This is a genomic window from Streptomyces cadmiisoli (genome assembly GCF_003261055.1).
Taxonomy (GTDB): Bacteria; Actinomycetota; Actinomycetes; order Streptomycetales; family Streptomycetaceae; genus Streptomyces; species Streptomyces cadmiisoli.
This window is the reverse complement of the sequence record NZ_CP030073.1, coordinates 3,929,378-3,952,414: the sequence shown is the minus strand read 5'-3', so window position 1 is coordinate 3,952,414 and position 23,037 is coordinate 3,929,378. Positions and strand designations below refer to the sequence as shown.

Below are 23,037 nucleotides of genomic sequence, written 5' to 3'. Positions count from 1 at the left end.
GTACGTGCGTGAGCGTGTGGGGGCTGCCGCCCCCACACCCCCGCTTCGGCCTGAACGGCCTCGTCCTCAAGCGCCGGACGGGCTGGGGATGGTTACTCGTTCGCGGCTGCTGATGCCTGGGCCTCGCCGCGGCGGCGGATCTGGCGGAAGGCGAACTCGGCCAGGTCGTCGCCCGTGGTGAAGACCTCGGTGTCCTTCGACGTCACGTCGTTGCCGTTGGCGAAGCCGGCGATCGTGAAGTAGGCGTAGCGGCCGTAGGAGTTGGTCGTCGAGCGGCAGACGGCGGCGTTGCAGAAGTCCTTGATGCCGCCGCCGGACAGCGACTTGACGATGCTCTTGCTGTCGGCGTCGTTCTTGGTGCGCGTCGCCTGGGCCTCGGTGTCGAAGACGGCCACGCCGACCGTGACCGCGATGCCGCCCTTGGTGTAGGTCACCCGGAGCAGGCGGGTGCAGTCGTTCGCCTCCAGGATCTTCGGCAGGCTGCGGCCGGCCGCGTTGGCGCAGTTCCCGGTGTCGGCGGTGGGGCCCTTCTTGTACACCGTGTCACCCATGGTCAGCTGGGTGCCGGGGAAGAGCGAGCCGACGTCGAGCGGCGCCGTGTCCTTCTTCTTGCTGGCGATGAAGTCCTTCGGGTCCAGCGGGGGCGGCGCGCTGGTCGGCGCGAACGACGGGGCCGTGGCCGACCGGCTCGGGATGTCCGCGGTCGAGGGCAGCCGGGTTCCGGGCTGGTTCGACGCCGTGCTGCTGCCGTTCGCCGAGACGACGGCCACGGCGACGGCAGCACCGATCGCGACGGTGGCGAGCGCGCCGCCGCCGATGAACAGCAGTCTGCGGCGCTTGTTGCGCGCCTCGGACGCCTCGGCGAGAGCCGCCCAGTCCGGGCTCTGGCCGCCGGTGCTCCAGGGCTGCTGCTGCGAATTCGGTTTCCAGGGATCCCACTGGGACTGGGGTCCCCCCTGCCCAAAGCTCATGGGGCGCATCTTAGACGGGCCGAGGGGTGTGCTGGTCCGCCTCAACGAGCCCTGGAGCCCCTAGCGTTCGCTCCATGAGGACGGGCAAATACGGCATCTCCGGGTGGTTGGTGCGAAGGGCCGCGTGGTGCGGGCGGGCGGTGCTCGTCGATGTCGCGGTGGGGATGGTGCTCTCCGGGTACCTGGCCGCCTTCTCGTCGTACGGCTACTGCGCCCCGCTCCTCTCCCGCTGCTGCTCGCCCCGCTTCCGGCAGGGTCTGAAGCGCCTGATCAGGGTGTGTGTGGCGGTCGTCGCGTCCCGGAATGCCAGGTGAGGCCGGGAAGAGGCCGTAAAGTGGAAACGAGCAGGCTGCCAGGTGGTGGCGGACCCGTTTTGACCGGGTGGACGCGCCGCAGGTATTCTGCTTGTTCGTTGTGTATTGGCTTGCTCATTCTCACGTGAGGGGCCCTTACACCGGTCCACCGGGCCGATGACCAGCGACCAGCACGCGGTTTGCGTCACCGCTGTGCGGTCAGGGCTGTCGTGATCGTCTTCGGTGACCTTGTCAGGACCATTCACTGAAGAAGCGAAGGCTACGAACCGTGCGTACGTACAGCCCCAAGCCCGGCGATGTGACGCGCCAGTGGCACGTCATCGACGCTCAGGACATCGTCCTGGGTCGTCTCGCCACCACCGCAGCGACCCTTCTCCGGGGCAAGCACAAGCCGATCTACGCCCCGCACATCGACGCTGGTGACTTCGTCATCGTCATCAACGCCGACAAGGTGCACCTGTCCGGCAACAAGCGGACCCAGAAGATGGCGTACCGCCACTCCGGCTACCCGGGTGGTCTGCGCTCCGTCCGCTACGACGAGCTGCTGGAGAAGAACCCCGAGAAGGCCATCGAGAAGGCCGTCAAGGGCATGCTCCCCAAGAACACCCTGGGCCGTCAGATGCTCTCGAAGCTGAAGGTCTACCGCGGCGAGAACCACCCGCACGCTGCCCAGCAGCCGGTTCCGTTCGAGATCACCCAGGTCGCGCAGTAAGTCCGGCCACCCCCTAAGACCGAAGAGAATCTGAGGAGAATCGTGGCCGAGACCACTGCCGAGCAGCCGCTCGAAGAGCTTGACATCGACAGCTACACCACCGAGTCCGAGGTCCCCGTCGAGGGCGAGTACACCTCGGAGTCGATGGCGTCCCGTTTCGGCGAGCCCCAGCCGGCCGCCGGCCTGGGCCGTCGCAAGAACGCCATCGCCCGTGTCCGGATCGTCCCGGGCACCGGCAAGTGGAAGATCAACGGTCGCACCCTTGAGGACTACTTCCCCAACAAGGTGCACCAGCAGGAAGTCAACGAGCCCTTCAAGGTTCTGGAGCTCGAGGGCCGCTACGACGTCATCGCCCGCATCGCCGGTGGCGGTGTCTCCGGTCAGGCCGGTGCGCTCCGTCTCGGTGTCGCCCGCGCGCTGAACGAGGCCGACGTCGACAACAACCGCGGCGCGCTCAAGAAGGCCGGCTTCCTGCGCCGCGACGACCGTGCGGTCGAGCGCAAGAAGGCCGGTCTGAAGAAGGCCCGCAAGGCTCCGCAGTACAGCAAGCGCTAAGCTTCGGCTTCGCCTGCAGCTACTCCGAACGCCCCGGCGGCACGCCACAGTGCCGCCGGGGCGTTCGTTTATCACAGCCACGAGGCGTATAACGGCACAAGACGCTCAGAGGCTTGTGTGATCGGATGGCCAGGCATCGTATGCCTGGGAGGCGGGAGCCGCATGCGCGGGCCGCACCGGCTGGGCTTCCGGAACTGACGCTTTCCTCAGGAGGACAAGTGGGACGACTCTTCGGCACGGACGGCGTTCGTGGTGTCGCCAACGCGGATCTGACGGCCGAGATGGCGCTCGGTCTGTCCGTCGCGGCGGCTCACGTGCTGGCCGAGGCGGGCACCTTCGCGGGCCACCGGCCGACCGCGGTGGTGGGGCGGGACCCGCGTGCGTCCGGGGAGTTCCTGGAGGCCGCCGTGGTCGCCGGTCTGGCCAGCGCCGGTGTGGACGTCCTGCGGGTCGGTGTGCTGCCGACGCCGGCCGTCGCCCACCTCACCGGGGCGCTCGGTGCCGACCTCGGTGTGATGCTCTCCGCCAGCCACAACGCCATGCCCGACAACGGCATCAAGTTCTTCGCGCGCGGCGGTCACAAACTGCCCGACGACATCGAGAACCGCATCGAGTCCGTCTACGAGGAGCACCGCACCGGAGCGCCCTGGGACCGGCCGACCGGCGCCGGTGTCGGCCGGGTGCGGGACTACACCGAGGGATTCGACCAGTACGTCGCCCACCTCCTGGACGTCCTGCCGCACCGGCTGGACGGACTGCGGATCGTCCTCGACGAGGCGCACGGCGCCGCCGCCGGGGTCTCGCCGGAGGCGTTCCGGCGGGCCGGTGCCGAGGTCGTCACGATCGGTGCCGAACCGGACGGACTCAACATCAACGACGGCTGCGGCTCCACCCACCTCGACCCGGTCAAGGCCGCCGTGCTGGAGCACGGGGCCGACCTCGGCATCGCGCACGACGGCGACGCCGACCGCTGCCTGGCCGTGGACCACACCGGTGCGGAGGTCGACGGCGACCAGATCCTGGCCGTGCTCGCGCTGGCGATGCGGGAACGTTCCGCGCTGCGGGCCGACACGGTGGTGGCGACCGTGATGTCCAACCTCGGATTCAAGCTCGCCATGGAGCGCGAGGGGATCCACCTCGTGCAGACGGCGGTGGGGGACCGCTACGTCCTGGAGGAGATGAAGGAGCACGGTTACGCGCTCGGCGGCGAGCAGTCCGGGCACGTGATCATCCTGGACCACGCCACGACGGGTGACGGCACGCTCACCGGGCTGCTGCTGGCCGCGCGGGTCGCGCAGAGCGGGCGTTCGCTGCGGGAGCTGGCCGCCGTGATGGAGCGGCTGCCGCAGGTGCTGATCAATGTGCCGGACGTGGACAAGACGCGGGTGAAGACGTCCGCGGACCTCGCCGCCGCCGTCGCGGAGGCCGAGCGGGAGCTCGGGGCCACCGGGCGGGTGCTGCTGCGGCCGTCGGGCACCGAGCCGCTGGTGCGGGTGATGGTCGAGGCGGCGGACATCGACCAGGCCCGTTCGGTGGCCGGGCGGCTGGCCGATGCGGTGAAGTCCGCCCTGGGATGACATGAGCGGTGCCGGCCCCGCGCGTGGCGGATCACCGGTCCCGGTGGACCGTCACGCGGTTTCCGGCGCAGCTGCCGCGGCGCCGGGTGCGGACCCGCGCAGCGCTAGGACGTGCTGGTCCGCCCGGTCCGCCGGGTGGACCAGAACCATTTCTGGGCGAGCAGGGTGAGGGTGCCCGCCAGGATGATGCCCAACAGGTTGAGCAGGAGCTGCTCCGTGGAACCCCAGGTCTGCCGGGTGTCGCCGTAGCTCAGTGCGACGGCGGCGTTGGCGGCGGCCGGGACGGTGGTCACGGAGATGGCGACGCCGACCAGGGCTCCCGACTTGGCGGAGGTCAGGGAGAGGGTGCCGGCGGCGCCGGCGAGGACCGCCACGACGAAGGAGAACCAGTCGGGGGCGTAGACGAAGCCGGTCTGCGGCCGGTCGCCCTCCAGCTGCTCCTTGGTGAACAGGCCGACCGCGTCCATGAAGAAGCTGAAGCCCACCGTCACCGTCATCGCCACCGCGAAGCCGACGAGCAGCGCGATCATCGAGCGCAGCGCCAGGCGCGGTCTGCGCTGCACCATCGCGGTGGAGATGCCCGCGAGCGGGCCGAACTCGGGTCCCACCGCCATCGCGCCCACGATCAGGATCGCGTTGTCGAGCACCACGCCGCAGGCCGCGATCATGGTGGCGAGCGTGATGAAGGCGAGATAGGTGACCGAGAGCGTCGACTCCTCGTGGGTCGCGTCCGTCAGGTGCTCCCACAGCACGGCGTCGGCGGCCTCGCCCGGCGCCTCCGCCTCGGCCTTGTCGGCCCTCGTCGACAGGGAGAGGTCGATGTTCTCGACGGCGATGGAGCCGCTGTCGTCGAGGCCCAGCCGCTGCAGCCCGGTGAGGAGCCCGTCGCCCGCCTCCCGCGCCACGTCGCACAGGACGACGTCGCCGTCCGGGTTGCGGGCCGCGCCCGTGAGCACCACCAGATGGGTGGTGCCGACGGTGTCCTCGATCAGCCGGACCACGTCCTCGGTCGTCTCGGACGGCGTGATCAGGCGCAGATGCAGCATGGCGGCAGAGTAGTGGCGCTGCGGGCGGTGGTGGTCACAGCTTGCGCAGACTCAGGCGCTGCACCTTGTGGTCCGGGCCCTTGCGCAGGACGAGGGTGGCCCGGCCGCGGGTGGGCGCGACGTTCTCGACGAGGTTGGGCCGGTTGATCGTGCGCCAGGTGGTGCGGGCGTAGTCGAGGGCCTCCTCCTCGGAGACCTGGGTGTACCTGCGGAAGTACGACGAGGGGTTCTGGAACGCGGTGGCGCGCAGCTTGGTGAACCGGTCGAGGTACCAGCGCTCGATGTCCTCGGTACGGGCGTCGACGTACACGCTGAAGTCGAAGTAGTCGGCCAGGCCGACCCGGGTGCGGCCGTCCTTGCCGGGCAGGGCGGGCTGGAGGACGTTCAGGCCCTCGACGATCAGGATGTCCGGGCGGCGCACGGTGAGCCGCCGGCCGGGGACGATGTCGTAGATCAGGTGGGAGTAGACGGGGGCCGTCACCTCGTCCTTGCCGGCCTTGATGTCGGCGACGAACCGGGTCAGGGCCCGGCGGTCGTACGACTCGGGGAAGCCCTTGCGCGACATCAGGCCGCGGGCCTGCAGTTCCTCGGTGGGCAGGAGGAAGCCGTCGGTGGTGACGAGCTCGACGCGGGGGTGTTCCGGCCAGCGGGAGAGCAGGGCCTGGAGCAGCCGGGCGACGGTGGACTTGCCCACGGCGACCGAGCCGGCGACGCCTATCACGAAGGGGGTGCCGGACTGGGAGCCCTGTTCGCCGAGGAAGGTGTTCAGGGCGCCGCGCAGGGCGTCCGTGGCGCCGACGTAGAGATTGAGGAGCCGGGACAGCGGCAGATAGATGTCCCGTACCTCGTCGAGGTCGATGACGTCGCCGAGGCCACGCAGTTTCTCGACCTCCTCCGCGCTGAGCGGCAGCGGAGTCTTGTCGCGCAGCGCGCTCCACTCCGAGCGGGTGAGGTCGACGTAGGGAGTCGCCTCCGGCCTGGGCCGATGGGCGCTCCGGGGCATCGGGGAGACCGGAGAGATCACAGTCCATTGTTACGGCAGTACGAACGGACAGCCGGGTGGCGTCCGTCACGCGGATCTTCGGCGTCGGGGGCGGCCGGGATGGAACTGCCCCGAGATGATGTTCGTACCGGCGTGGGAATTTCCGATTTCGGGCACGCTCTGGCCGGTTTGGATCGGAATTCGATCGTAGGCTGCCGGTCATGTGCGGAATCGTGGGATACGTGGGGCCGCAGTCGGCACTCGATGTCGTGGTGGCCGGGCTGAAACGGCTGGAGTACCGGGGATACGACTCGGCGGGGGTCACCGTGCTCGCGGATGGCGGCCTGGCCGCGGCGAAGCGGGCCGGGAAACTGGTCAACCTGGAGAAGGCGCTGGCGGAGCAGCCGCTGCCGACCGGCTCGACCGGCATCGGGCACACCCGGTGGGCCACGCACGGCGGGCCCACCGACGCCAACGCGCACCCGCATCTCGACAACGCGGGGCGTGTCGCCGTCGTGCACAACGGCATCATCGAGAACTTCGCCGCCCTGCGGGCCGAGCTGGCGGAGCGCGGACACGAGCTGGCGTCCGAGACCGACACCGAGGTGGTCGCGCATCTGCTCGCCGAGGAGTTCTCCTCCTGCGCGGACCTGGCCGAGGCGATGCGGCTGGTGTGCCGGCGGCTGGAAGGGGCGTTCACGCTGGTCGCGGTGCACGCGGACGAGCCGGACGTGGTCGTCGGGGCGCGCCGCAACTCGCCGCTGGTGGTGGGCATCGGAGAGGGCGAGGCCTTTCTCGCCTCCGACGTCGCCGCGTTCATCGCCCATACGCGGTCGGCGATCGAGCTGGGCCAGGACCAGGTGGTGGAGCTGCGCCGGGACGGTGCCACGGTGACCGGCTTCGACGGCCGTCCCGCGGACGTCAGGTCGTACCACGTGGACTGGGACGCGTCCGCGGCGGAGAAGGGGGGCTACGACTACTTCATGCTCAAGGAGATCGCCGAGCAGCCCAAGGCGGTCGCCGACACGCTGCTGGGACGGATCGACGCGGCCGGCTCGCTGCGGCTGGACGAGCTGCGGATCCCGCCGAGGGTGCTGCGCGAGCTCGACAAGGTGGTCATCGTCGCGTGCGGCACGGCCTTCCACGCGGGGCTGATCGCGAAGTACGCGATCGAGCACTGGACCCGGATTCCGTGCGAGGTGGAGCTGGCGAGCGAGTTCCGCTACCGGGACCCGATCCTCGATCCGCAGACGCTGGTGATCGCCGTCTCGCAGTCCGGCGAGACCATGGACACGCTGATGGCCCTGCGGCACGCCCGTGAACAGGGCTCCCACGTGCTGGCGATCTGCAACACCAACGGTTCCACCATTCCGCGTGAGTCGGACGCGGTGCTGTACACGCACGCCGGGCCGGAGGTCGCGGTCGCCTCGACGAAGGCGTTCCTGACGCAGCTGGTCGCGTGCTACCTGGTCGCGCTGTACCTGGGGCAGGTGCGGGGCACCAAGTGGGGCGACGAGATCCAGGACGTGATCAAGGACCTGTCGTCGATCTCCGGCGCCGTGGAGCGGGTCCTGAAGACGATGGAGCCGGTCCGGGAGCTCGCGCGGTCGCTGGCCGACAAGAACACGGTGCTGTTCCTGGGGCGGCACGTCGGCTACCCGGTGGCGCTGGAGGGCGCGCTGAAGCTGAAGGAACTCGCCTACATGCACGCCGAGGGCTTCGCGGCCGGTGAGCTCAAGCACGGGCCGATCGCGCTGATCGAGGAGGACCTGCCGGTGGTGGTGGTCGTGCCGTCGCCGCGGGGGCGCTCGGTGCTGCACGACAAGATCGTGTCCAACATCCAGGAGATCCGCGCCCGCGGCGCGCGCACGATCGTGATCGCGGAGGAGGGCGACGAGGCGGTGGTGCCGTACGCCGACCATCTCGTCCGCATCCCGGTGACACCGACGCTGCTCCAGCCGCTGGTCGCCGCCGTGCCGATGCAGGTGTTCGCGTGCGAGCTGGCGACGGCGCGCGGCAACGACGTCGATCAGCCGCGCAACCTGGCGAAGTCGGTGACGGTGGAGTAGGTCCTCAGGGCGTCGGCGAAGGGGTCGGAGGCCTCGGCCGGGAAGGCGAGGGTGCGGGCGGCACCGGGGCTTCGGGCTCGCGGACGGCCGCGGGGGTGGGGAGTTGGCCGCCCTCCGGGGCGGCTCCCGGGGCAAGTGCGTGTGGTGCGCGCCGACTTCGGTGGCCCGAGGGCGGGGCTCCGGGCGGCCGGCGGGTGCGGGCCCGGCCTGTCGGAGCTCGTGCTCGCCCCGTCGCCGTAGGGTGCTCGGCATGAGCATCATCGGGGTCGGCATCGACGTGGCCGAGATCGACCGGTTCGAGGAGTCCATCAAGCGGACGCCGGGACTGGTCGACCGGCTGTTCCTGCGCAGCGAGTTGCTGCTGCCCAGCGGCGATCGCCGGGGCGTCGCCTCGCTCGCCGTGCGGTTCGCCGCCAAGGAGGCGCTGGCCAAGGCGCTCGGCGGCCCGCCCGGGCTGCACTGGACGGACGCCGAGGTGTACGTCGAGGAGAGCGGGCAGCCGCGGCTGCGGGTGAAGGGGACGGTGGCCGCCAAGGCGGCGGAACTCGGCGTGAAGTCCTGGCATGTGTCGCTCAGTCACGACGCGGGCGTGGCCTCGGCGGTGGTGATCGCGGAAGGGTGAGGGGCGACGCCGTCGGCGCGGGCGTCCACTCGGCCGACGGCTGTTCCCGAGGGTGGTTCTGAATCGATTCATCCGGTGGGGGCGGGGACGTCGGTACGGCCGGTCGCGCGTCCGCACGGGGGCGCCGTGGCCGGTGTTGTGGGGGAGACTCGGGCGTATGCGGACTGCGTACAGCGTGGAGACGGTCAGGGCGGCCGAACGGGACTTGATGGCGCGGCTTCCGGAGGGCGCCCTGATGCAGCGGGCGGCCTCCGGCCTCGCCGCCGCCTGCGCGGACCTGCTCGGGCGGGTCTACGGCAGCCGGGTCGTGCTGCTGGTCGGCAGCGGGGACAACGGAGGTGACGCGCTGTACGCCGGGGCGCGGCTGGCCCGGCGCGGCGCGGGCGTGACCGCGGTCCTGCTGTCGCCCGAACGGGCCCACACCGGCGGGCTCGCGGCGCTGCGGCGGGCCGGGGGCACCGTGTCCGGCACCGGTGGCGCCGAGGAACTGATCGCGCGCGCCGACCTCGTCGTGGACGGGATCGTGGGCATCGGGGGCAAGGGCGGGCTGCGCGCGGAGGCGGTGCCGCTCGCGGAGGCGGCGGCGCGGGCGCGGGCCGCCGTCGTCGCCGTGGACCTGCCGAGCGGGGTCGACGCCGACTCCGGACAGGTGAACGGTGCGGCCGTCCGGGCCGATCTGACCGTGACGTTCGGTACGCACAAACCCGGGCTGCTGGTGGATCCGGCCCGGGAGTACGCCGGCTCCGTGCGGCTCGTCGGCATCGGCCTGGAACTGGCCGCCGAGGCGGAGTTGGAGGCTCTGCAGCACACGGACGTGGCCGCGCTGCTGCCGCTGCCGGGGGCCGAGAGCGACAAGTACCGGCGGGGTGTGGTGGGCATCGCCGCCGGGTCCGCGCGCTATCCGGGTGCCGCCGTGCTCGCCGTCGCCGGGGCGCTGCGGGGCGGGGCGGGCGCCGTACGGTACGTGGGCCCGGCCGCCGAAGCGGTGATCGCGCGGTTCCCGGAGACCCTCGTGTCCGACCGGGGGCCCCGGAGCGCGGGGCGGGTGCAGGCGTGGGTCGTCGGGCCCGGGGTCGGGGACGACGCGGCGACGGTCGCCGAGGTGCTCACGGCGGACGTGCCGGTGCTGGTGGACGCGGACGGACTGCGGCTGGCGGAGCCCGCGGCGGTACGGGGCCGGGCCGCGCCGACGCTGATGACCCCGCACGCCGGGGAGGCCGCGGCCCTGCTCGGTGTGGCCCGGGAGGAGGTCGAGGCGGCCCGGCTGACGTCGGCACGGGAACTGGCGGAGCGGTACGGGGCAGCCGTACTCCTCAAGGGGTCGACGACCCTGGTGGCCGGGCCGGGCGGCGGCGCCGTACGGGTGAACGCGACGGGCACGTCGTGGCTCGCGACCGCGGGAAGCGGGGACGTGCTGTCGGGCCTGGCCGGATCGCTGCTGGCGGCCGGGCTCCGGGCGGTGGACGCGGGCAGCGTGGCGGCGTATCTGCACGGACTGGCCGGGAGGTTCGCGGCGGACGGCGCGCCGGTGGGGGCGCACGACGTGGCCGAGGCGATCGCGGCGGCCTGGCGGGACGTGCGCGACTGAGCGGACCGCCGTCGGCCGGTGAACCGCGGCGGCACGTGCCCTGCCGCGCCGGGCCGGTGGCGAAGGCCGGTCCGGCCCCTCTGAGAGACTGAACGCGATGAGTACGACTGCACATCTGCCGACCGCCCCGCTGCGTGCCCGTGCCGAGATCGATCTGGGCGCGCTGCGGGCCAATGTCCGTGCCCTGCGCGCGCTGGCGCCCGGCGCGGCCCTGATGGCCGTGGTGAAGTCCGACGCGTACGGGCACGGCGCGCTGCCGTGTGCCCGGGCGGCGGTCGAGGCCGGCGCGACCTGGCTGGGCACGGCCACGCCCGAGGAGGCGCTCGTGCTGCGCGCCTCGGGTGAGCTGCCGGCGGACGTCAGGATCATGTGCTGGCTGTGGACACCCCAGGGCCCCTGGCGGGAGGCGATCGAGGCCGGTCTCGACGTGTCCGTGAGCGGGATGTGGGCCCTGCGCGAGGTCGCCGAGGCGGCGCGCGAGGCCGGCCGGCCCGCCCTGATCCAGCTCAAGGCCGACACCGGCCTCGGGCGCAACGGCTGCCAGCCGGGCGAGGACTGGCGCGAGCTCGTCGCACGGGCCCTGGAGGCGGAGGCCGAGGGAACCGTGCGGGTCACGGGGCTGTGGTCGCACTTCGCCTGCGCCGACGAGCCCGGGCACCCGTCGATCGCCCACCAGCTCGGCCTGTTCCGGGAGATGGTGGCGTACGCGGAGCAGGCGGGGCTGCGGCCCGAGGTGCGGCACATCGCCAACTCCCCGGCCACGCTGACGCTCCCCGAGGCCCACTTCGATCTCGTCCGGACCGGAATCGCGCTGTACGGCGTCTCGCCCAGCCCCGAGATCGGCACCCCGGCCGACTTCGGACTGCGCCCGGTGATGACGCTGTCGGCGTCGCTGGCCCTGGTCAAGCAGGTCCCCGCAGGCCACGGCGTGAGCTACGGGCACAGCTACACCACACCGGGCCGGACCACCCTCGGCCTCGTCCCGCTCGGCTACGCGGACGGCATCCCCCGGCACGCCTCGGGCAACGGCCCGGTGCTGATCGGGGGGAAGTGGCGCACCGTCGCGGGCCGTATCGCGATGGACCAGTTCGTCGTGGACCTGGGCGGCGACGAGCCCGGGACCGGCGCGGAAGCCGTCCTGTTCGGGCCGGGCGACCGCGGCGAGCCCACCGCGGAGGACTGGGCCCAGGCCGCGGGAACCATCGCGTACGAAATCGTCACCCGCATCGGAACGCGCGTTCCCCGCGTCTATGTGAACGGGGAACAGGACGGGTAACCGGCCCCGGTCCCCGCACGGCACGTCGTACGCGGCCGCGTCGTGCACCGCGCGTCGGGTGCGCCCGGTGGTGCGTGTCACCGGTGCCGCCCGAGGCGCCACCCCGGGAACCACCCGGAGCACCACCTTGGAAACCACCCGAGAAACCAGCCCGGCGAACAGGAGCGGTACGTGACCGAGAGCAGTGCGGACGGCGTCGCGGGCGCCGCCGCGGCCGTCGCCTCCGCCACGGGGGCGGCCGGCAGCTGGCGCAAGGCGACCGGCATCGCCGGCGCCGCGATAGGCGTGCTCGCCGCCGGCGCGGCGGCCGGTGTCGCCATCGAGCGCATGACGGTCGGGCGCGGCATACGCAGAAAGGCCCGCCTCGCCCTCGACTCGGCGGGGCCGTACGGGGCGCTGCGCGGGACGCCCGGCCGGGCCCACGCCGACGACGGCACCGAGCTGTACTACGAGGTCGACGAGGTCGAGACCGAGCCGGGGACGGCGCCGCGCCGCCGCAGGCTGTTCGGCCGCAAGGCGCCCGCGCCCGTCACCGTCGTCCTCAGCCACGGCTACTGCCTCAGCCAGGACTCCTGGCACTTCCAGCGGGCCGCGCTCCGGGGCGTCGTGCGGACCGTGCACTGGGACCAGCGCAGCCACGGCCGTTCCGAACGCGGAGTGGCCCAGGTCGAGGACGGCGTACCGGTCACCATCGACCAGCTCGGCCGCGACCTGAAGGCGGTCATGGACGCGGCCGCTCCCGAGGGGCCGATCGTGCTGGTCGGGCACTCCATGGGCGGGATGACCGTGATGGCGCTGGCCGCGCAGTATCCCGAGCTGATCCGGGAGCGGGTGGTCGCCGTCGCGCTCGTCGGCACGTCGTCGGGGCGGCTCGGCGAGGTCAACTTCGGACTGCCCGTCGCGGGCGTCAACGCGGTGCGGCGGGTCCTGCCCGGCGTCCTGAAGGCGCTCGGGCAGCAGGCCGAACTGGTGGAGCGGGGACGGCGGGCCACCGCCGACCTGTTCGCCGGGATCATCAAGCGGTACTCCTTCGCGTCCCGGGAAGTGGACCCGGCCGTCGCCCGGTTCGCGGAGCGGATGATCGAGGGCACGCCGATCGACGTGGTCGCCGAGTTCTACCCGGCCTTCACCGACCACGAGAAGACCGAGGCCCTCGCCCTCTTCCGGGACCTGCCGGTGCTCGTCCTCGCCGGGGTCAAGGACCTCGTCACGCCCAGCGAACACAGCGAGGCCATAGCCGACCTGCTCCCGGACGCGGAACTGGTGCTGGTGCCCGACGCCGGGCACCTGGTGATGCTGGAGCACCCGGAGGTGGTCACCGACCGGCTCGCCGATCTCCTCACTCGTGCGGGTGCCGTCCCCGCAGGGGCTACCGTGGGTGGCTATGGAAGCACCAGCGGCACCGCACAACCCGGCTGAGACCGAGCTGACCGTCAACGCGCCCGAGCAGATGCGCGAGCTGGGCCGCCGCCTCGCCAAACTGCTGCGCGCCGGCGACCTGGTGATGCTCTCGGGAGAACTCGGCGCCGGCAAGACGACGCTGACCCGCGGCCTCGGCGAGGGGCTCGCGGTGCGCGGCGCGGTCACCTCGCCCACCTTCGTCATCGCCCGGGTGCACCCCGCCCTCGGCGACGGACCGCCGCTGGTCCACGTCGACGCCTACCGGCTCGGCGGCGGGCTGGACGAGATGGACGACCTCGACCTCGACGTGTCGCTGTCCGACTCGGTGATCGTCGTGGAGTGGGGCGACGGCAAGGTCGAGGGGCTGACCGACGACCGGCTGCGCATCGCCATCCACCGCACCGTCGGGGACACCACGGACGAGGTGCGGCACGTGACGCTGACCGGGATCGGCGAGCGCTGGGCCGCGGTGGACCTGGGCGTGCTCACGGCCTGAGGGCGACGCGCGGACTTCATGAACGTTCCGACAAGACGTCGGGAAGATATTGCGTCCGGCCTCCCGGGCGTGGTCACATGGTACCCAGTCCGTAGTTAGGTCTACCTAACCACGTCCGCCCCCGGGCTCAGGAGGCGTCCATGTCGACCACGGAACGAGACGAGCGAGACAGGCCGGTGCCGCGCGTCGTGACCGGCGTGTCGATGCGCGACCTGCTGGCGTCCTGCGCCGCCGCCAAGGCGGTCTCCACCCCACCGCGCGCTCCCGAGCCGCGCTCGCCGCGGCTGCCCGAGAGGCACCGCGAGGCGGCCTGACACACCGGGCAGGCCACCGGAAAGGGCGGACGGCCCCGAGCCGACAGTCCCGAGCCGACAGTCCCGAGCGGGCGGCCCCGATCGGACGGCCTTGAGCGGACGACCTCAGCGGATGACGACGATCTTCTGGCCGATCGTCGCGAAGTACCACATCTCGTCGCCGTCCACACGTGACTGACGGATGCCGCCGGTCCGCACCGACGGGTCGGGCGACTGCATCGAGCCGTCCTTCGCCGCGCTGAAGCCGATCACCACGCCCTTCACGACGGAGAAGCGGACGACGTGCTCCACGGGGATGCCGTCCGAGCCGGTGACCGCGCCGGAGCGGGACGTGACCGTGTAGCTGCCCGGGGCCGGGTCCACCGGGCTGGGGGTGACCCTGAAGGTGCGCCGCACCTTGTTGTCGGCGCCGACCAGCCACACGCGGTCGTCGTCCAGCGAGTACACGACCCGTTCGCCGATGCCGGAGTTCCCGGGCAGCGCGGTCGGGTGCCGCTTGTCGCGCGGGGCCTTCGAGACGATCGCCGCGGCCTTGCCGCCCTGCCGCGCGCTCAGCTCCGCCGGGACGTGCGTCGCCGCCTGATGGGCGAGGAATCCGACCGCCGCGAGCGCCGCCGCGGTGAGTCCGGTGACGATACCTGCGCTGCCGCTGGCCACGGACGCCCACCTCCGGGTCGTATGTCCGTTCTTGTGGTGACGGTAGGTGACGGTAGCAGCACGGAAGGGTTCGGTCCGGGCGGGCGTGCCCGGGGCGCGGTGGCCGTACGCTGTTTGCGTGCTCTTGCTCGCTCTGGATACCGCCACCCCCGCCGTGACCGTCGCCCTGCACGACGGCTCGGACGTCATCGCCTCGTCCAGCCAGGTGGACGCCCGCCGGCACGGAGAACTGCTGCTGCCGGCCGTCGACCGGGTGCTCGACGACGCGGGGCTCACGCTGGACGCCGTCACCGGAGTCGTCGTGGGGATCGGCCCCGGCCCGTACACCGGGCTGCGCGTCGGTCTGATGACCGCCGACACCTTCGGGCTCGTGCTCGGCGTGCCCGTGCACGGCGTCTGCACCCTGGACGGACTGGCCTACGCGGCCGACATGGAGGGCCCCTTCGTCGTGGCGACCGACGCCCGGCGCAAGGAGGTCTACTGGGCGCGGTACGCGGACTCCCGCACGCGTCTGACCGAACCGGCCGTCGACAAGCCCGCCGAGATCGCCGAGCAGGTCGCGGGCCTGCCCGCGGTCGGCGCGGGCGCCCTGCTCTATCCCGACACCTTCCCCCACGCGCACGAGCCCGAGCACGTCTCGGCCGCCGCCCTGGCCCGCCTCGCCGCCGAGAAACTGCGAGCCGGCGAGGAACTGCCCGCACCGCGGCCGCTGTACCTGCGCCGTCCCGACGCCCAGGTGCCCAAGAACTACAAGGTGGTCACCCCCAAGTGACCGAGCCCGTGACGCCCGTGCTGCGCGAGATGCGCTGGTGGGACATCGACCCCGTGCTGGAGCTGGAGAAGGACCTCTTCCCCGAGGACGCCTGGTCGCGGGGCATGTTCTGGTCCGAGCTGGCCCATTCCCGCGGGCCCGGGGCGACCCGGCGGTACGTGGTCGCCGAGGACGGCGGCCGGATCGTCGGCTACGCCGGGCTCGCCGCCGCCGGGGCCGTCGGCGACGTCCAGACGATCGCCGTCGCCCGTGAGCAGTGGGGCACCGGACTCGGTGCCCGGCTGCTCACCGAGCTGCTGAGGGCCGCCACCGCCTTCGACTGCGCCGAGGTGATGCTCGAATGCCGGGTGGACAACGTCCGCGCCCGGAAGCTGTACGAGCGCTTCGGCTTCGAGGCCATCGGCGTACGGCGCGGCTACTACCAGCCGGGCAACGTGGACGCCTTGGTGATGCGCCTGACCACGGCATCCGGCAGCGGCTCCGCCCCGGGTGCGACCTCTGAACAAGGAACCGAGATCCATGGCTGACGAACCCCTGGTGCTGGGGATCGAGACCTCCTGCGACGAGACCGGCGTCGGCATCGTCCGGGGCACCACCCTGCTCGCGGACGCCGTCGCCTCCAGCGTCGACGAGCACGCCCGCTTCGGCGGTGTCGTGCCGGAAGTGGCGTCCCGTGCGCACCTGGAGGCGATGGTGCCGACCATCGAACGGGCGCTGAAGGACGCGGGCGTCGGCGCGCGGGACCTCGACGGCATCGCGGTGACCGCCGGGCCGGGCCTCGCCGGTGCCCTGCTGGTCGGTGTCTCGGCGGCGAAGGCGTACGCCTACGCGCTGGGCAAGCCGCTGTACGGCGTCAACCACCTGGCCTCGCACATCTGCGTCGACCAGCTGGAGCACGGGGCGCTGCCCGAGCCGACGATGGCGCTGCTGGTGTCCGGCGGCCACTCGTCGCTGCTGCTGTCCACCGACATCACCTCCGACGTGCGGCCGATGGGCGCCACCATCGACGACGCGGCCGGCGAGGCCTTCGACAAGATCGCCCGGGTGCTCGACCTCGGCTTCCCCGGCGGCCCGGTCATCGACCGCTACGCCCGCGAGGGCGACCCGGGCGCCATCGCGTTCCCGCGCGGACTGACCGGCCCGCGCGACCCGGTCTACGACTTCTCCTTCTCCGGGCTGAAGACGGCGGTCGCCCGCTGGATCGAGGCCAGGCGGGCGGCGGGCGATGAGGTACCGGTCCGGGACGTGGCGGCTTCCTTCCAGGAGGCGGTCGTGGACGTGCTGACCCGCAAGGCGGTACGGGCCTGCAAGGACGAGGGCGTCGACCACCTGATGATCGGCGGCGGCGTGGCCGCCAACTCGCGGCTGCGCGCCCTCGCCCAGGAGCGCTGCGAGGCGGCCGGGATCCGGCTCCGGGTGCCGCGCCCCAAGCTGTGCACGGACAACGGGGCGATGGTCGCGGCGCTGGGCGCCGAGATGGTGGCCCGCAACCGGCCGGCGTCGAGCTGGGACCTGTCGGCGGACTCGTCGCTGCCCGTGACGGAACCGCACGTGCCCGGCCACACCCACGACCATGTGCACGAGGTCGGCGAGGGGAACCTGTACTCGTGACGGTGGCGCTGATGTGGGAGGCGCGGGCGGCGGCCGGGCGCGGGGAGGAGCTGCTGTCCTGGGCGCGGGCCCAGGAGCTCCCGGCGCGCCCGGCGCGCCGGGAGACCTTCCGGGCGCCGCAGGACCGGGTGCTCGTGATCACCTGGTGGGACGCGCCGTACGACGCCGACCTGCCCGAACTGCCCGAACCGGCTGACGGGTTGGTCACCCGGGCGGTGCACCGGTGGCGGTTCGAGTCGCTGGAGGATGCCTGACGGCGCGCCGGCGCGGGCGGGGCGGTTCCCACCGGCCGGGGTGACCTCCCTGGGCGGTCGATCCTCCCCGGCCGCGGTGCTTCCCGCCGGCGGTCGTCCCTTCCGGCCGCGGTGACGGCCGTGGGTGGTCGTCCCTTCCGGCCGGGGTGACCTCCCTGGGCGGTCGATCCTCCCCGGCCGCGGTGCTTCCCGCCGGCGGTCGTCCCTTCCGGCCGCGGTGACGGCCGCCGGTGGTCGTCCGGCCGCGTGACGGTCGCGGGTGGTCGTCCCTTCCGGTCGGCGTGACAGCCGCGGGCTGCCGGTCCTTCCCGTCGCGGCGCCACCCGCCGGTGGTCACACCACCTCCGACACCTCCGTTCCGCAGCGCAGGTGCCGGTCGCGGCCCAGCGTGCGCACCGGCCCCGTCAGGGTCAGTCGTGTCGAGTGCCGCACATCCGTGCTGGACGCCGCCAACCGCAGTTCCAGGGCGCCCGGTTCGACCACGCGGCGGCCGGACCGGTCGGCGAAGGCTGACAGGTCGGTGTGGAAGCGGAACGTGACCCGGGCCGCCCCGCCCGGCGGCAGCTCCACGCGCCGGTAGCCGACCAGACGGACGTCCGGCCGGGTCACCGAGGCGACCGGGTCGTGCAGATACAGCTGGACGACCTCCGCGCCGTCGCGGTCGCCGGTGTTGCGGACGGTCACCGCCACGTCGTGCGTGCCGTCCGTGCCGATCTCCCCCGGCGAGCCGTCGGTGAAGTCCGTCCAGGCGAAGGCCGTGTAGGAGCGGCCGTGTCCGAAGGGGTGGAGCGGGGTCGGGTCGAGGTTGCTGACCTCGCCCGCCAGGCCCAGCGGGGGCTGGAGGTAGGTCCACGGCTGGCCGCCGGGCAGGTGCGGCACGCTCACCGGGAGCCGGCCCGAGGGGTTCACCCGGCCGGACAGCACACCGGCGACCGCCGGGCCGCCCTCCTCGCCGGGGAAGAACGCCTGCACGGCGGCGGCGAGCCGGCCGTGCCAGCGGCCCAGGGCGTAGGGCCGGCCGGTGAGCAGCACCAGCACCACCGGGACACCGGTGGCGACCAAGGCGTCCAGCAGGTCGCCCTGCACCCCGGGCAGCCGCAGGTCGGCGGCGTCGCAGCCCTCGCCCGAGGTGCCGCGGCCGAACAGGCCCGCGCGGTCGCCCAGGACGGCCACGCACACATCGGACTCCGCCGCCCGCGCCACCGCCTCCTCGAAGCCGGACGTGTCCGGGCCGTCGACCGGACAGCCCTCGGCGAACGTCACCTTGGCGTCCGGGAGTTCCTGGCGCAGGGCGTCCAGGACGGTGGGGATCTCGATGCCGGCCGGGGTGCCGGGATGGTTCGGCAGGACGTGGGAGGGGAACGAGTAGCAGCCCAGCATCGCCAGCGCGTCCGCGGCCCTCGGGCCGACCACGGCGATCCGGGTGTCCGGACCGAGCGGCAGCACGCCGTCCGGGTTGTCGAGCAGGACCACCGACCGCTCGGCGATACGGCGGGCGAGCGCGCGGTTGCCCGCCGAGTCCAGGTCGATCGTCTCGGCCGGCTCCGGCCGCCAGTCCTCGTCCAGCAGACCCAGCTCGCACTTCTGGAGCAGGACGCGACGGGCCGCGCGGTCCACCAGTTCCTCCGGGACCTCACCGGCGCGCACCGCCGCCACCAGCGGCTCCGCGAAGCATTTCAGCGTCGGCAGCTCCACGTCGACGCCGGCGGCCAGCGCGCGGTGCGCGGCCTCGGCCGGGGTGCCGGCGACGCGGTGCAGGGTCTGGAGGAAGCCCACACCGAAGTAGTCCGAGACGACGGTCCCGGTGAACTGCCACTCGTCCCGCAGGAGTTCGGTCAGCAGCACCGGGTCGGCCGACGCGGGCACCCCGTCCGTCTCGTTGTACGCCGCCATCACCGAGCGCGCGCCGCCCTCGCGCAGCGCCAGCTCGAACGGGGGCAGGGTGACGTCCGCGAACTCCCGTACGCCCGCCCGCACCGGGGCCAGATTGCGGGCGCCAGCCGAGGACGCGTATCCGGCGAAGTGCTTGAGCGTGGCGACGATCCCGGCCGACTCCAGCCCCCGCACATAGGCCGCACCGATGGTGCCGACCAGGTACGGGTCCTCGCCGATCGTCTCCTCCACCCGGCCCCAGCGCGGATCCCGTACGACGTCCAGGACCGGGGCGAGCCCCTGGTGCACGCCGACCGAGCGCAGGTCGGCGCCGATCCGCCCGGCCATCTCCTCGACCAGCTCCGGGTCGAAGGTCGCACCCCAGGCGAGCGGGACGGGGTACGCCGTGGCGCGCCAGGCCGTGAAGCCGGCCAGGCACTCCTCGTGGGCGATCGCCGGGATCCCGAAGCGGCCGGCGTCGACGATCCGGCGCTGGGCGCGGGCCAGGGAGCGGGCGCCGGCCGCCGGATCGACGGGGGCCGTGCCGAAGGGGCGGGTGAGCTGGCCGAGGCCCTGCCGGATCAACTCGTCGAAGTCGACGGTGTCGCCCATCTCGTGCTGGTGGGGGGCGACCCCGGCGCCGTCCGTGTCGGCGCCCACCCACACGCCGTACAGCTGGGCGATCTTCTCGCGCAGGGTCATGCGGGAGAGGAGATCGGCCACGCGGTCGGCGGCGGACAGGGCGGGGTCACGCCAAGGGGCGGTGGTCATGAAACTCCTGTCGACAGGGATGCGTTCACTTGCCGCCCACTCCCATCAGGCCGCCCACCAGCGCGCGGCGGGCCACCAGGTAGACGGCGAAGATCGGGATGCCGGAGAGGACGACCGAGGCGAGCAGGGCCGGGATGTTCACGCCGAACTGGCTGACGTAGTTGAACAGGCCGAGCGTCAGGACGCGCGGACCGTCGGACTGGGTGAAGATCAGCGGGAAGAGGAAGCCGTTCCAGGCCTGGAGCGCGGAGTAGATGACGACCGTGCCGATGCCGCCCTTGGCGAGCGGGACGGTCAGCTGGAACAGCATCCGCAGCGGTGAGGCGCCGTCCAGTGCCATCGCCTCGTACAGGTCCTCCGAGATGTCCCGCAGCGTGCCGGTCAGGACCAGCACCGCCACCGGCATCGCGAACGCCGCGGTCGGCAGCACGACCGCGAGGAGGCTGTCGTAGAGGTTCAGCTTGGCGATCATCAGGTACAGCGGGACCACGACCGCCTGGGCCGGGATCGCCACGCCCAGCAGGAAGAGCCGGAAGGCGGCGCCCGACCAGCGGTTCCGGGTGCGTACGGCGACGTAGGCGAGCGGTACGCACAGCACCAGGACGATGCCCACGACGGCCGCCGCGACGATCGCCGTGTTGCTCAGGAAGTGGCCGAAGCCGCTGTTCAGGACGGTGTTGTAGTTGTCCAGGGTCGGATGCGCGGGCGGCTGGAGCGCGTTGCGGCCCAGCGCCTCGTCCTGGCGGGTCAGGGACGCCGAGACCATCGCGTAGATCGGGACGATCACGACGACGAGCCAGAGCAGCGAACCGAGACCGGCGAGGGGGTTGGCGCGCCGGGTCCAGTGCCGTCGGGGACGACGGGCCGCCGACCGCGGCGCGGACGGGCCGTCCGTCTTCACCGGGCGGGGGAGCGTGTCGTGCGACATTCCGTCACATCCCTTCCCGGGTGCTGCGCATGGCGCCGAAACCGGTCATCCGCACCAGGAGCAGGGACAGCCCCGTCGCCGTCGCGACCAGGAACGAGGCGACGGCGCTCGCATAGCCGAAGTCGTAGCTCTTGAAGCCCGCCTCGTACATCAGGTACGGCAGGATCGCGGTGTCGGTGCCGGGGCCGCCCTGGGTGAGGATCAGCACCGTCTCGAAGTACGTCAGGGAGCCGACGACCATCAGGACCCCGGACGTCGCCATGGTGTTGCGCAGCTGGGGGAGCGTGATGGAGAAGAACCGGCGGTAGCGGCCCGCGCCGTCGATCGCCGCCGCCTGGTGCAGGACCTCCGGGATCTGGCGGGCGCCGCCCTGGTAGAGCAGCGTGTGGAACGGGATGAACTGCCAGCCGCCGACGAACACGATCGCGAGGAACGCGCCGCTGGAGGACCCGAGGGTGTCCTGCTGGATGATGCCGAAGTTCGGGTCGAGCAGCGCGAAGAACAGCAGCGCGATCGCCGTCGAGGAGAGCAGGAACGGCACGAAGAAGATCGCGGACAGCACGGCCCGGTTCCGCTGCCGGCCCGCCGCCCACACCCCGAGCAGCAGCGACACGACCGTCTGGAAGGCCCAGCTGGTCACCGTCAGCAGGGCCGTCAGCCACAGGGACTGGGTCAGACGCGGGTCGTCCAGGAGGCGCTGCCAGTTGGCCAGGCCGACCGGCCTCGGGTCGCCGAGGCCGTTCCACTCGGTGAAGGAGAGGTAGAACGCCAGCACCATCGGCGCCACCGCGAAGACGCTGAAGAACAGGACCCCCGGAAGGGCCCAGGCGGCGTGCGGACGTCCGGCCCGGGTGCTGCTCGCGGTCACCGCAGTCCCTGGAGCGCCGACACGAACCGGCTCGGCGTCGACTGGCCCACGAACAGCTTGTTGATCTCCGTCAGCATCGGTGTCTGGACGCTCGGGTCCACCGCCTGGTCCCAGCTGAGCGTGAAGGCGGGCGCCTGCTCGACCATCTCGTACTGGAACCGGGCGAACTCGGGGTTGGGCGCCGCGTCCAGCAGCCCGGCCGCGTTGGACGTCGTGGGGATGTCCCCGTTGGCGACCAGGTCCTTGGCGTACGCCTCCGACGCGCAGTCCTTGAGGAAGGCGATCGCGGCGTCCTTGTTGCGGGTGCGGGCGTTGACGGACCAGTAGTTGGTGGGGTTGCCGACCACGTTGCGCACGTCCCCGGAGCCGCCCTCGATCTCGGGGAAGGCCGCCCAGCCCAGGTTGTTCTTCGCGAACTCCGGGAACTTGCCGAGCTGCGTGGAGTACTCCCACGAGCCCATCAGGTGCATCGCCGCCTTGCCCTGCGCGAAGACCGCGGGCGCGCCGCCGTTGACGTACGACACGGAGCTGAAGCCCTTGCCGAAGGCGCCGTCGTCGATGAGGTCCCGGACGTACTGCGCGGCCTTCAGGACGGCGGGGTCGCCCCAGCCCGAGGCGTCACCGTTCTTGATGCGCTCGAAGACCTCGGGGCCGCCGATGCGGTCCACCAGGTACTCCAGCCACATCAGTTCGGGCCAGATGTCGGACCCGCCGAGCGCGAAGGGGGTGATGCCGGCCTTCTTGAGCTTGGCGTTGATGTCCAGCAACTGGTCCCAGGTGGTGGGCGGCTGCAGCTTGTGCTCGGTGAAGACGGACTTGTTGTAGAAGAGGATCACCGGCTGCATGCCGCGCATCGGTATGCCGTAGTTGCGGCCGTCGAGGCCGCCGGCCGCCAGCACCGAGGGCAGGAAGCCGTCCTTGAGGACCGGGTCGCCCTTGATGGTGTCGGTCAGGTCGACGAGCTGGTCGGCCTCCCGGTAGGCCTTGATCGAGCCGCCTCCCCAGTTGAACAGGACGTCGGGGGCGTTGGGCGAGCCCATCGCCGTACGCAGCTTGGCCGGGTACTCCGTGCCGGGGACCTTCTGGAGCTTCACGGTGCCCTTCGCGGACTTCGCCGCGGCCGAGCCGTTGAAGCGGGCGACGGCCTTCTCCTGCACCTTCACGGCGTCGTCGCCGTAGACCAGGGCGGTGAGGGTGTCGCCGCCGCTGCCGGAGCCGCCGCCCGAGCCGCAGGCGGTGACTCCCGTGGTGAGCAGCGTGGTGGCGCCGGCGCCGAGCACCCAGCGCCTGCTGAACGTTCGCCCGCCCTCGGACGACGTGGTGGACCCCATGACAGCACGCACCTCTCGCGAATGTTTCGTGCATCAGCTCGAATGTTCCG

23 protein-coding genes are annotated in these 23,037 nt (G+C 72.3%); 15 read left to right on the top strand and 8 right to left on the bottom strand.

What is annotated here, in order from left to right; all coding sequences use genetic code 11:
• Positions 1-92: 92 nt before the first annotated feature.
• Positions 93-971, bottom strand: a complete 879-nt coding sequence (locus DN051_RS16735; protein ID WP_053759501.1) for a hypothetical protein — start codon at positions 969-971, stop codon at positions 93-95.
• Positions 972-1,045: 74 nt separating this feature from the next.
• Between DN051_RS16735 and DN051_RS16730 the strand changes: the two genes are divergently transcribed.
• The 4 genes from DN051_RS16730 (at position 1,046) to glmM (ending at position 4,129) form a co-directional block, all read left to right on the top strand.
• A complete protein-coding gene (locus tag DN051_RS16730) occupies positions 1,046-1,285 on the top strand; it encodes a hypothetical protein (protein WP_053759500.1) in 240 nt (79 codons plus the stop codon).
• 268 nt (positions 1,286-1,553) lie between these two features.
• Positions 1,554-1,997 (top strand): 50S ribosomal protein L13, encoded by a 444-nt coding sequence (gene rplM / locus DN051_RS16725; RefSeq protein ID WP_053759499.1) that lies wholly within the window; start codon positions 1,554-1,556, stop codon positions 1,995-1,997.
• 42 nt (positions 1,998-2,039) lie between these two features.
• Entirely contained in the window at positions 2,040-2,552 is a 513-nt protein-coding gene (gene rpsI, locus DN051_RS16720) for a 30S ribosomal protein S9 (RefSeq protein WP_010036632.1), read from the top strand.
• 218 nt (positions 2,553-2,770) lie between these two features.
• Positions 2,771-4,129: a phosphoglucosamine mutase gene (glmM, locus tag DN051_RS16715; RefSeq protein ID WP_053759498.1), complete on the top strand. Its 1,359-nt coding sequence runs from the start codon at positions 2,771-2,773 to the stop codon at positions 4,127-4,129.
• Positions 4,130-4,233: 104 nt separating this feature from the next.
• On the opposite strand, the gene DN051_RS16710 is transcribed toward glmM, so the two are convergent.
• Positions 4,234-5,175, bottom strand: a complete 942-nt coding sequence (locus DN051_RS16710) for a DUF389 domain-containing protein (RefSeq protein WP_112439002.1) — start codon at positions 5,173-5,175, stop codon at positions 4,234-4,236.
• 34 nt (positions 5,176-5,209) lie between these two features.
• Entirely contained in the window at positions 5,210-6,178 is a 969-nt protein-coding gene (gene coaA / locus DN051_RS16705) for a type I pantothenate kinase (RefSeq protein ID WP_053759496.1), read from the bottom strand.
• A 200-nt stretch (positions 6,179-6,378) separates the two neighbouring features.
• Here coaA and glmS point away from each other — a divergent pair, with 200 nt between their 5' ends.
• From glmS to DN051_RS45810, 7 genes are all read left to right on the top strand, one after another.
• The gene (glmS, locus tag DN051_RS16700) at positions 6,379-8,226 is read left to right on the top strand and encodes a glutamine--fructose-6-phosphate transaminase (isomerizing) (RefSeq protein ID WP_053759495.1); all 1,848 of its coding nucleotides are present in this window, start codon (positions 6,379-6,381) and stop codon (positions 8,224-8,226) included.
• A gap of 250 nt (positions 8,227-8,476) precedes the next feature.
• Positions 8,477-8,848, top strand: coding sequence for a holo-ACP synthase (locus tag DN051_RS16695; protein ID WP_053759494.1), 372 nt, complete (start codon positions 8,477-8,479; stop codon positions 8,846-8,848).
• 157 nt (positions 8,849-9,005) lie between these two features.
• Positions 9,006-10,436: an NAD(P)H-hydrate dehydratase gene (locus DN051_RS16690; protein ID WP_112439001.1), complete on the top strand. Its 1,431-nt coding sequence runs from the start codon at positions 9,006-9,008 to the stop codon at positions 10,434-10,436.
• 97 nt (positions 10,437-10,533) lie between these two features.
• Complete coding sequence (alr, locus tag DN051_RS16685) at positions 10,534-11,712, top strand: alanine racemase (RefSeq protein ID WP_053759492.1); 1,179 nt, start codon at positions 10,534-10,536, stop codon at positions 11,710-11,712.
• Positions 11,713-11,883: 171 nt separating this feature from the next.
• The gene (locus DN051_RS16680; RefSeq protein ID WP_112439000.1) at positions 11,884-13,131 is read left to right on the top strand and encodes an alpha/beta fold hydrolase; all 1,248 of its coding nucleotides are present in this window, start codon (positions 11,884-11,886) and stop codon (positions 13,129-13,131) included.
• Positions 13,097-13,609, top strand: coding sequence for a tRNA (adenosine(37)-N6)-threonylcarbamoyltransferase complex ATPase subunit type 1 TsaE (gene tsaE, locus DN051_RS16675; RefSeq protein ID WP_112438999.1), 513 nt, complete (start codon positions 13,097-13,099; stop codon positions 13,607-13,609). The genes DN051_RS16680 and tsaE overlap by 35 nt, the downstream gene beginning before the upstream one ends.
• Positions 13,610-13,749: 140 nt before the next feature.
• Positions 13,750-13,923 (top strand): hypothetical protein, encoded by a 174-nt coding sequence (locus DN051_RS45810; protein WP_199314944.1) that lies wholly within the window; start codon positions 13,750-13,752, stop codon positions 13,921-13,923.
• Between the two features lie 105 nt (positions 13,924-14,028).
• Here DN051_RS45810 and DN051_RS16670 read toward each other — a convergent pair whose 3' ends face one another.
• Positions 14,029-14,580 (bottom strand): hypothetical protein, encoded by a 552-nt coding sequence (locus DN051_RS16670; RefSeq protein WP_053759489.1) that lies wholly within the window; start codon positions 14,578-14,580, stop codon positions 14,029-14,031.
• Positions 14,581-14,698: 118 nt separating this feature from the next.
• On the opposite strand from DN051_RS16670, the gene tsaB reads away from it, so the two are divergent.
• From tsaB to DN051_RS16650, 4 genes are read left to right on the top strand one after another with little or no spacing between them, the layout of a single operon-like run.
• Complete coding sequence (gene tsaB, locus DN051_RS16665) at positions 14,699-15,352, top strand: tRNA (adenosine(37)-N6)-threonylcarbamoyltransferase complex dimerization subunit type 1 TsaB (protein ID WP_112438998.1); 654 nt, start codon at positions 14,699-14,701, stop codon at positions 15,350-15,352.
• Complete coding sequence (gene rimI, locus DN051_RS16660; RefSeq protein ID WP_053759487.1) at positions 15,349-15,879, top strand: ribosomal protein S18-alanine N-acetyltransferase; 531 nt, start codon at positions 15,349-15,351, stop codon at positions 15,877-15,879. The genes tsaB and rimI overlap by 4 nt, the downstream gene beginning before the upstream one ends.
• Positions 15,872-16,963 carry a tRNA (adenosine(37)-N6)-threonylcarbamoyltransferase complex transferase subunit TsaD gene (gene tsaD / locus DN051_RS16655; protein WP_112438997.1) on the top strand — a complete coding sequence of 364 codons (1,092 nt, stop codon included), beginning with the start codon at positions 15,872-15,874 and terminating at the stop codon, positions 16,961-16,963. The genes rimI and tsaD overlap by 8 nt, the downstream gene beginning before the upstream one ends.
• Positions 16,960-17,217, top strand: a complete 258-nt coding sequence (locus DN051_RS16650) for a hypothetical protein (protein ID WP_053759485.1) — start codon at positions 16,960-16,962, stop codon at positions 17,215-17,217. Before tsaD ends, DN051_RS16650 begins: the two co-directional genes overlap by 4 nt.
• Positions 17,218-17,550: 333 nt before the next feature.
• On the opposite strand, the gene DN051_RS16645 is transcribed toward DN051_RS16650, so the two are convergent.
• The 4 genes from DN051_RS16645 to DN051_RS16630 are packed head-to-tail and all read right to left on the bottom strand — an operon-like array spanning position 17,551 to position 22,987.
• The gene (locus tag DN051_RS16645) at positions 17,551-19,860 is read right to left on the bottom strand and encodes a beta-xylosidase/alpha-l-arabinosidase (RefSeq protein ID WP_053759484.1); all 2,310 of its coding nucleotides are present in this window, start codon (positions 19,858-19,860) and stop codon (positions 17,551-17,553) included.
• 25 nt (positions 19,861-19,885) lie between these two features.
• Complete coding sequence (locus tag DN051_RS16640; protein ID WP_053759483.1) at positions 19,886-20,788, bottom strand: carbohydrate ABC transporter permease; 903 nt, start codon at positions 20,786-20,788, stop codon at positions 19,886-19,888.
• A gap of 4 nt (positions 20,789-20,792) precedes the next feature.
• Positions 20,793-21,656, bottom strand: coding sequence for a carbohydrate ABC transporter permease (locus DN051_RS16635; RefSeq protein WP_053759482.1), 864 nt, complete (start codon positions 21,654-21,656; stop codon positions 20,793-20,795).
• Complete coding sequence (locus tag DN051_RS16630) at positions 21,653-22,987, bottom strand: ABC transporter substrate-binding protein (protein WP_053759481.1); 1,335 nt, start codon at positions 22,985-22,987, stop codon at positions 21,653-21,655. The genes DN051_RS16635 and DN051_RS16630 overlap by 4 nt, the downstream gene beginning before the upstream one ends.
• Between the last annotated feature and the right edge of the window lie 50 nt (positions 22,988-23,037).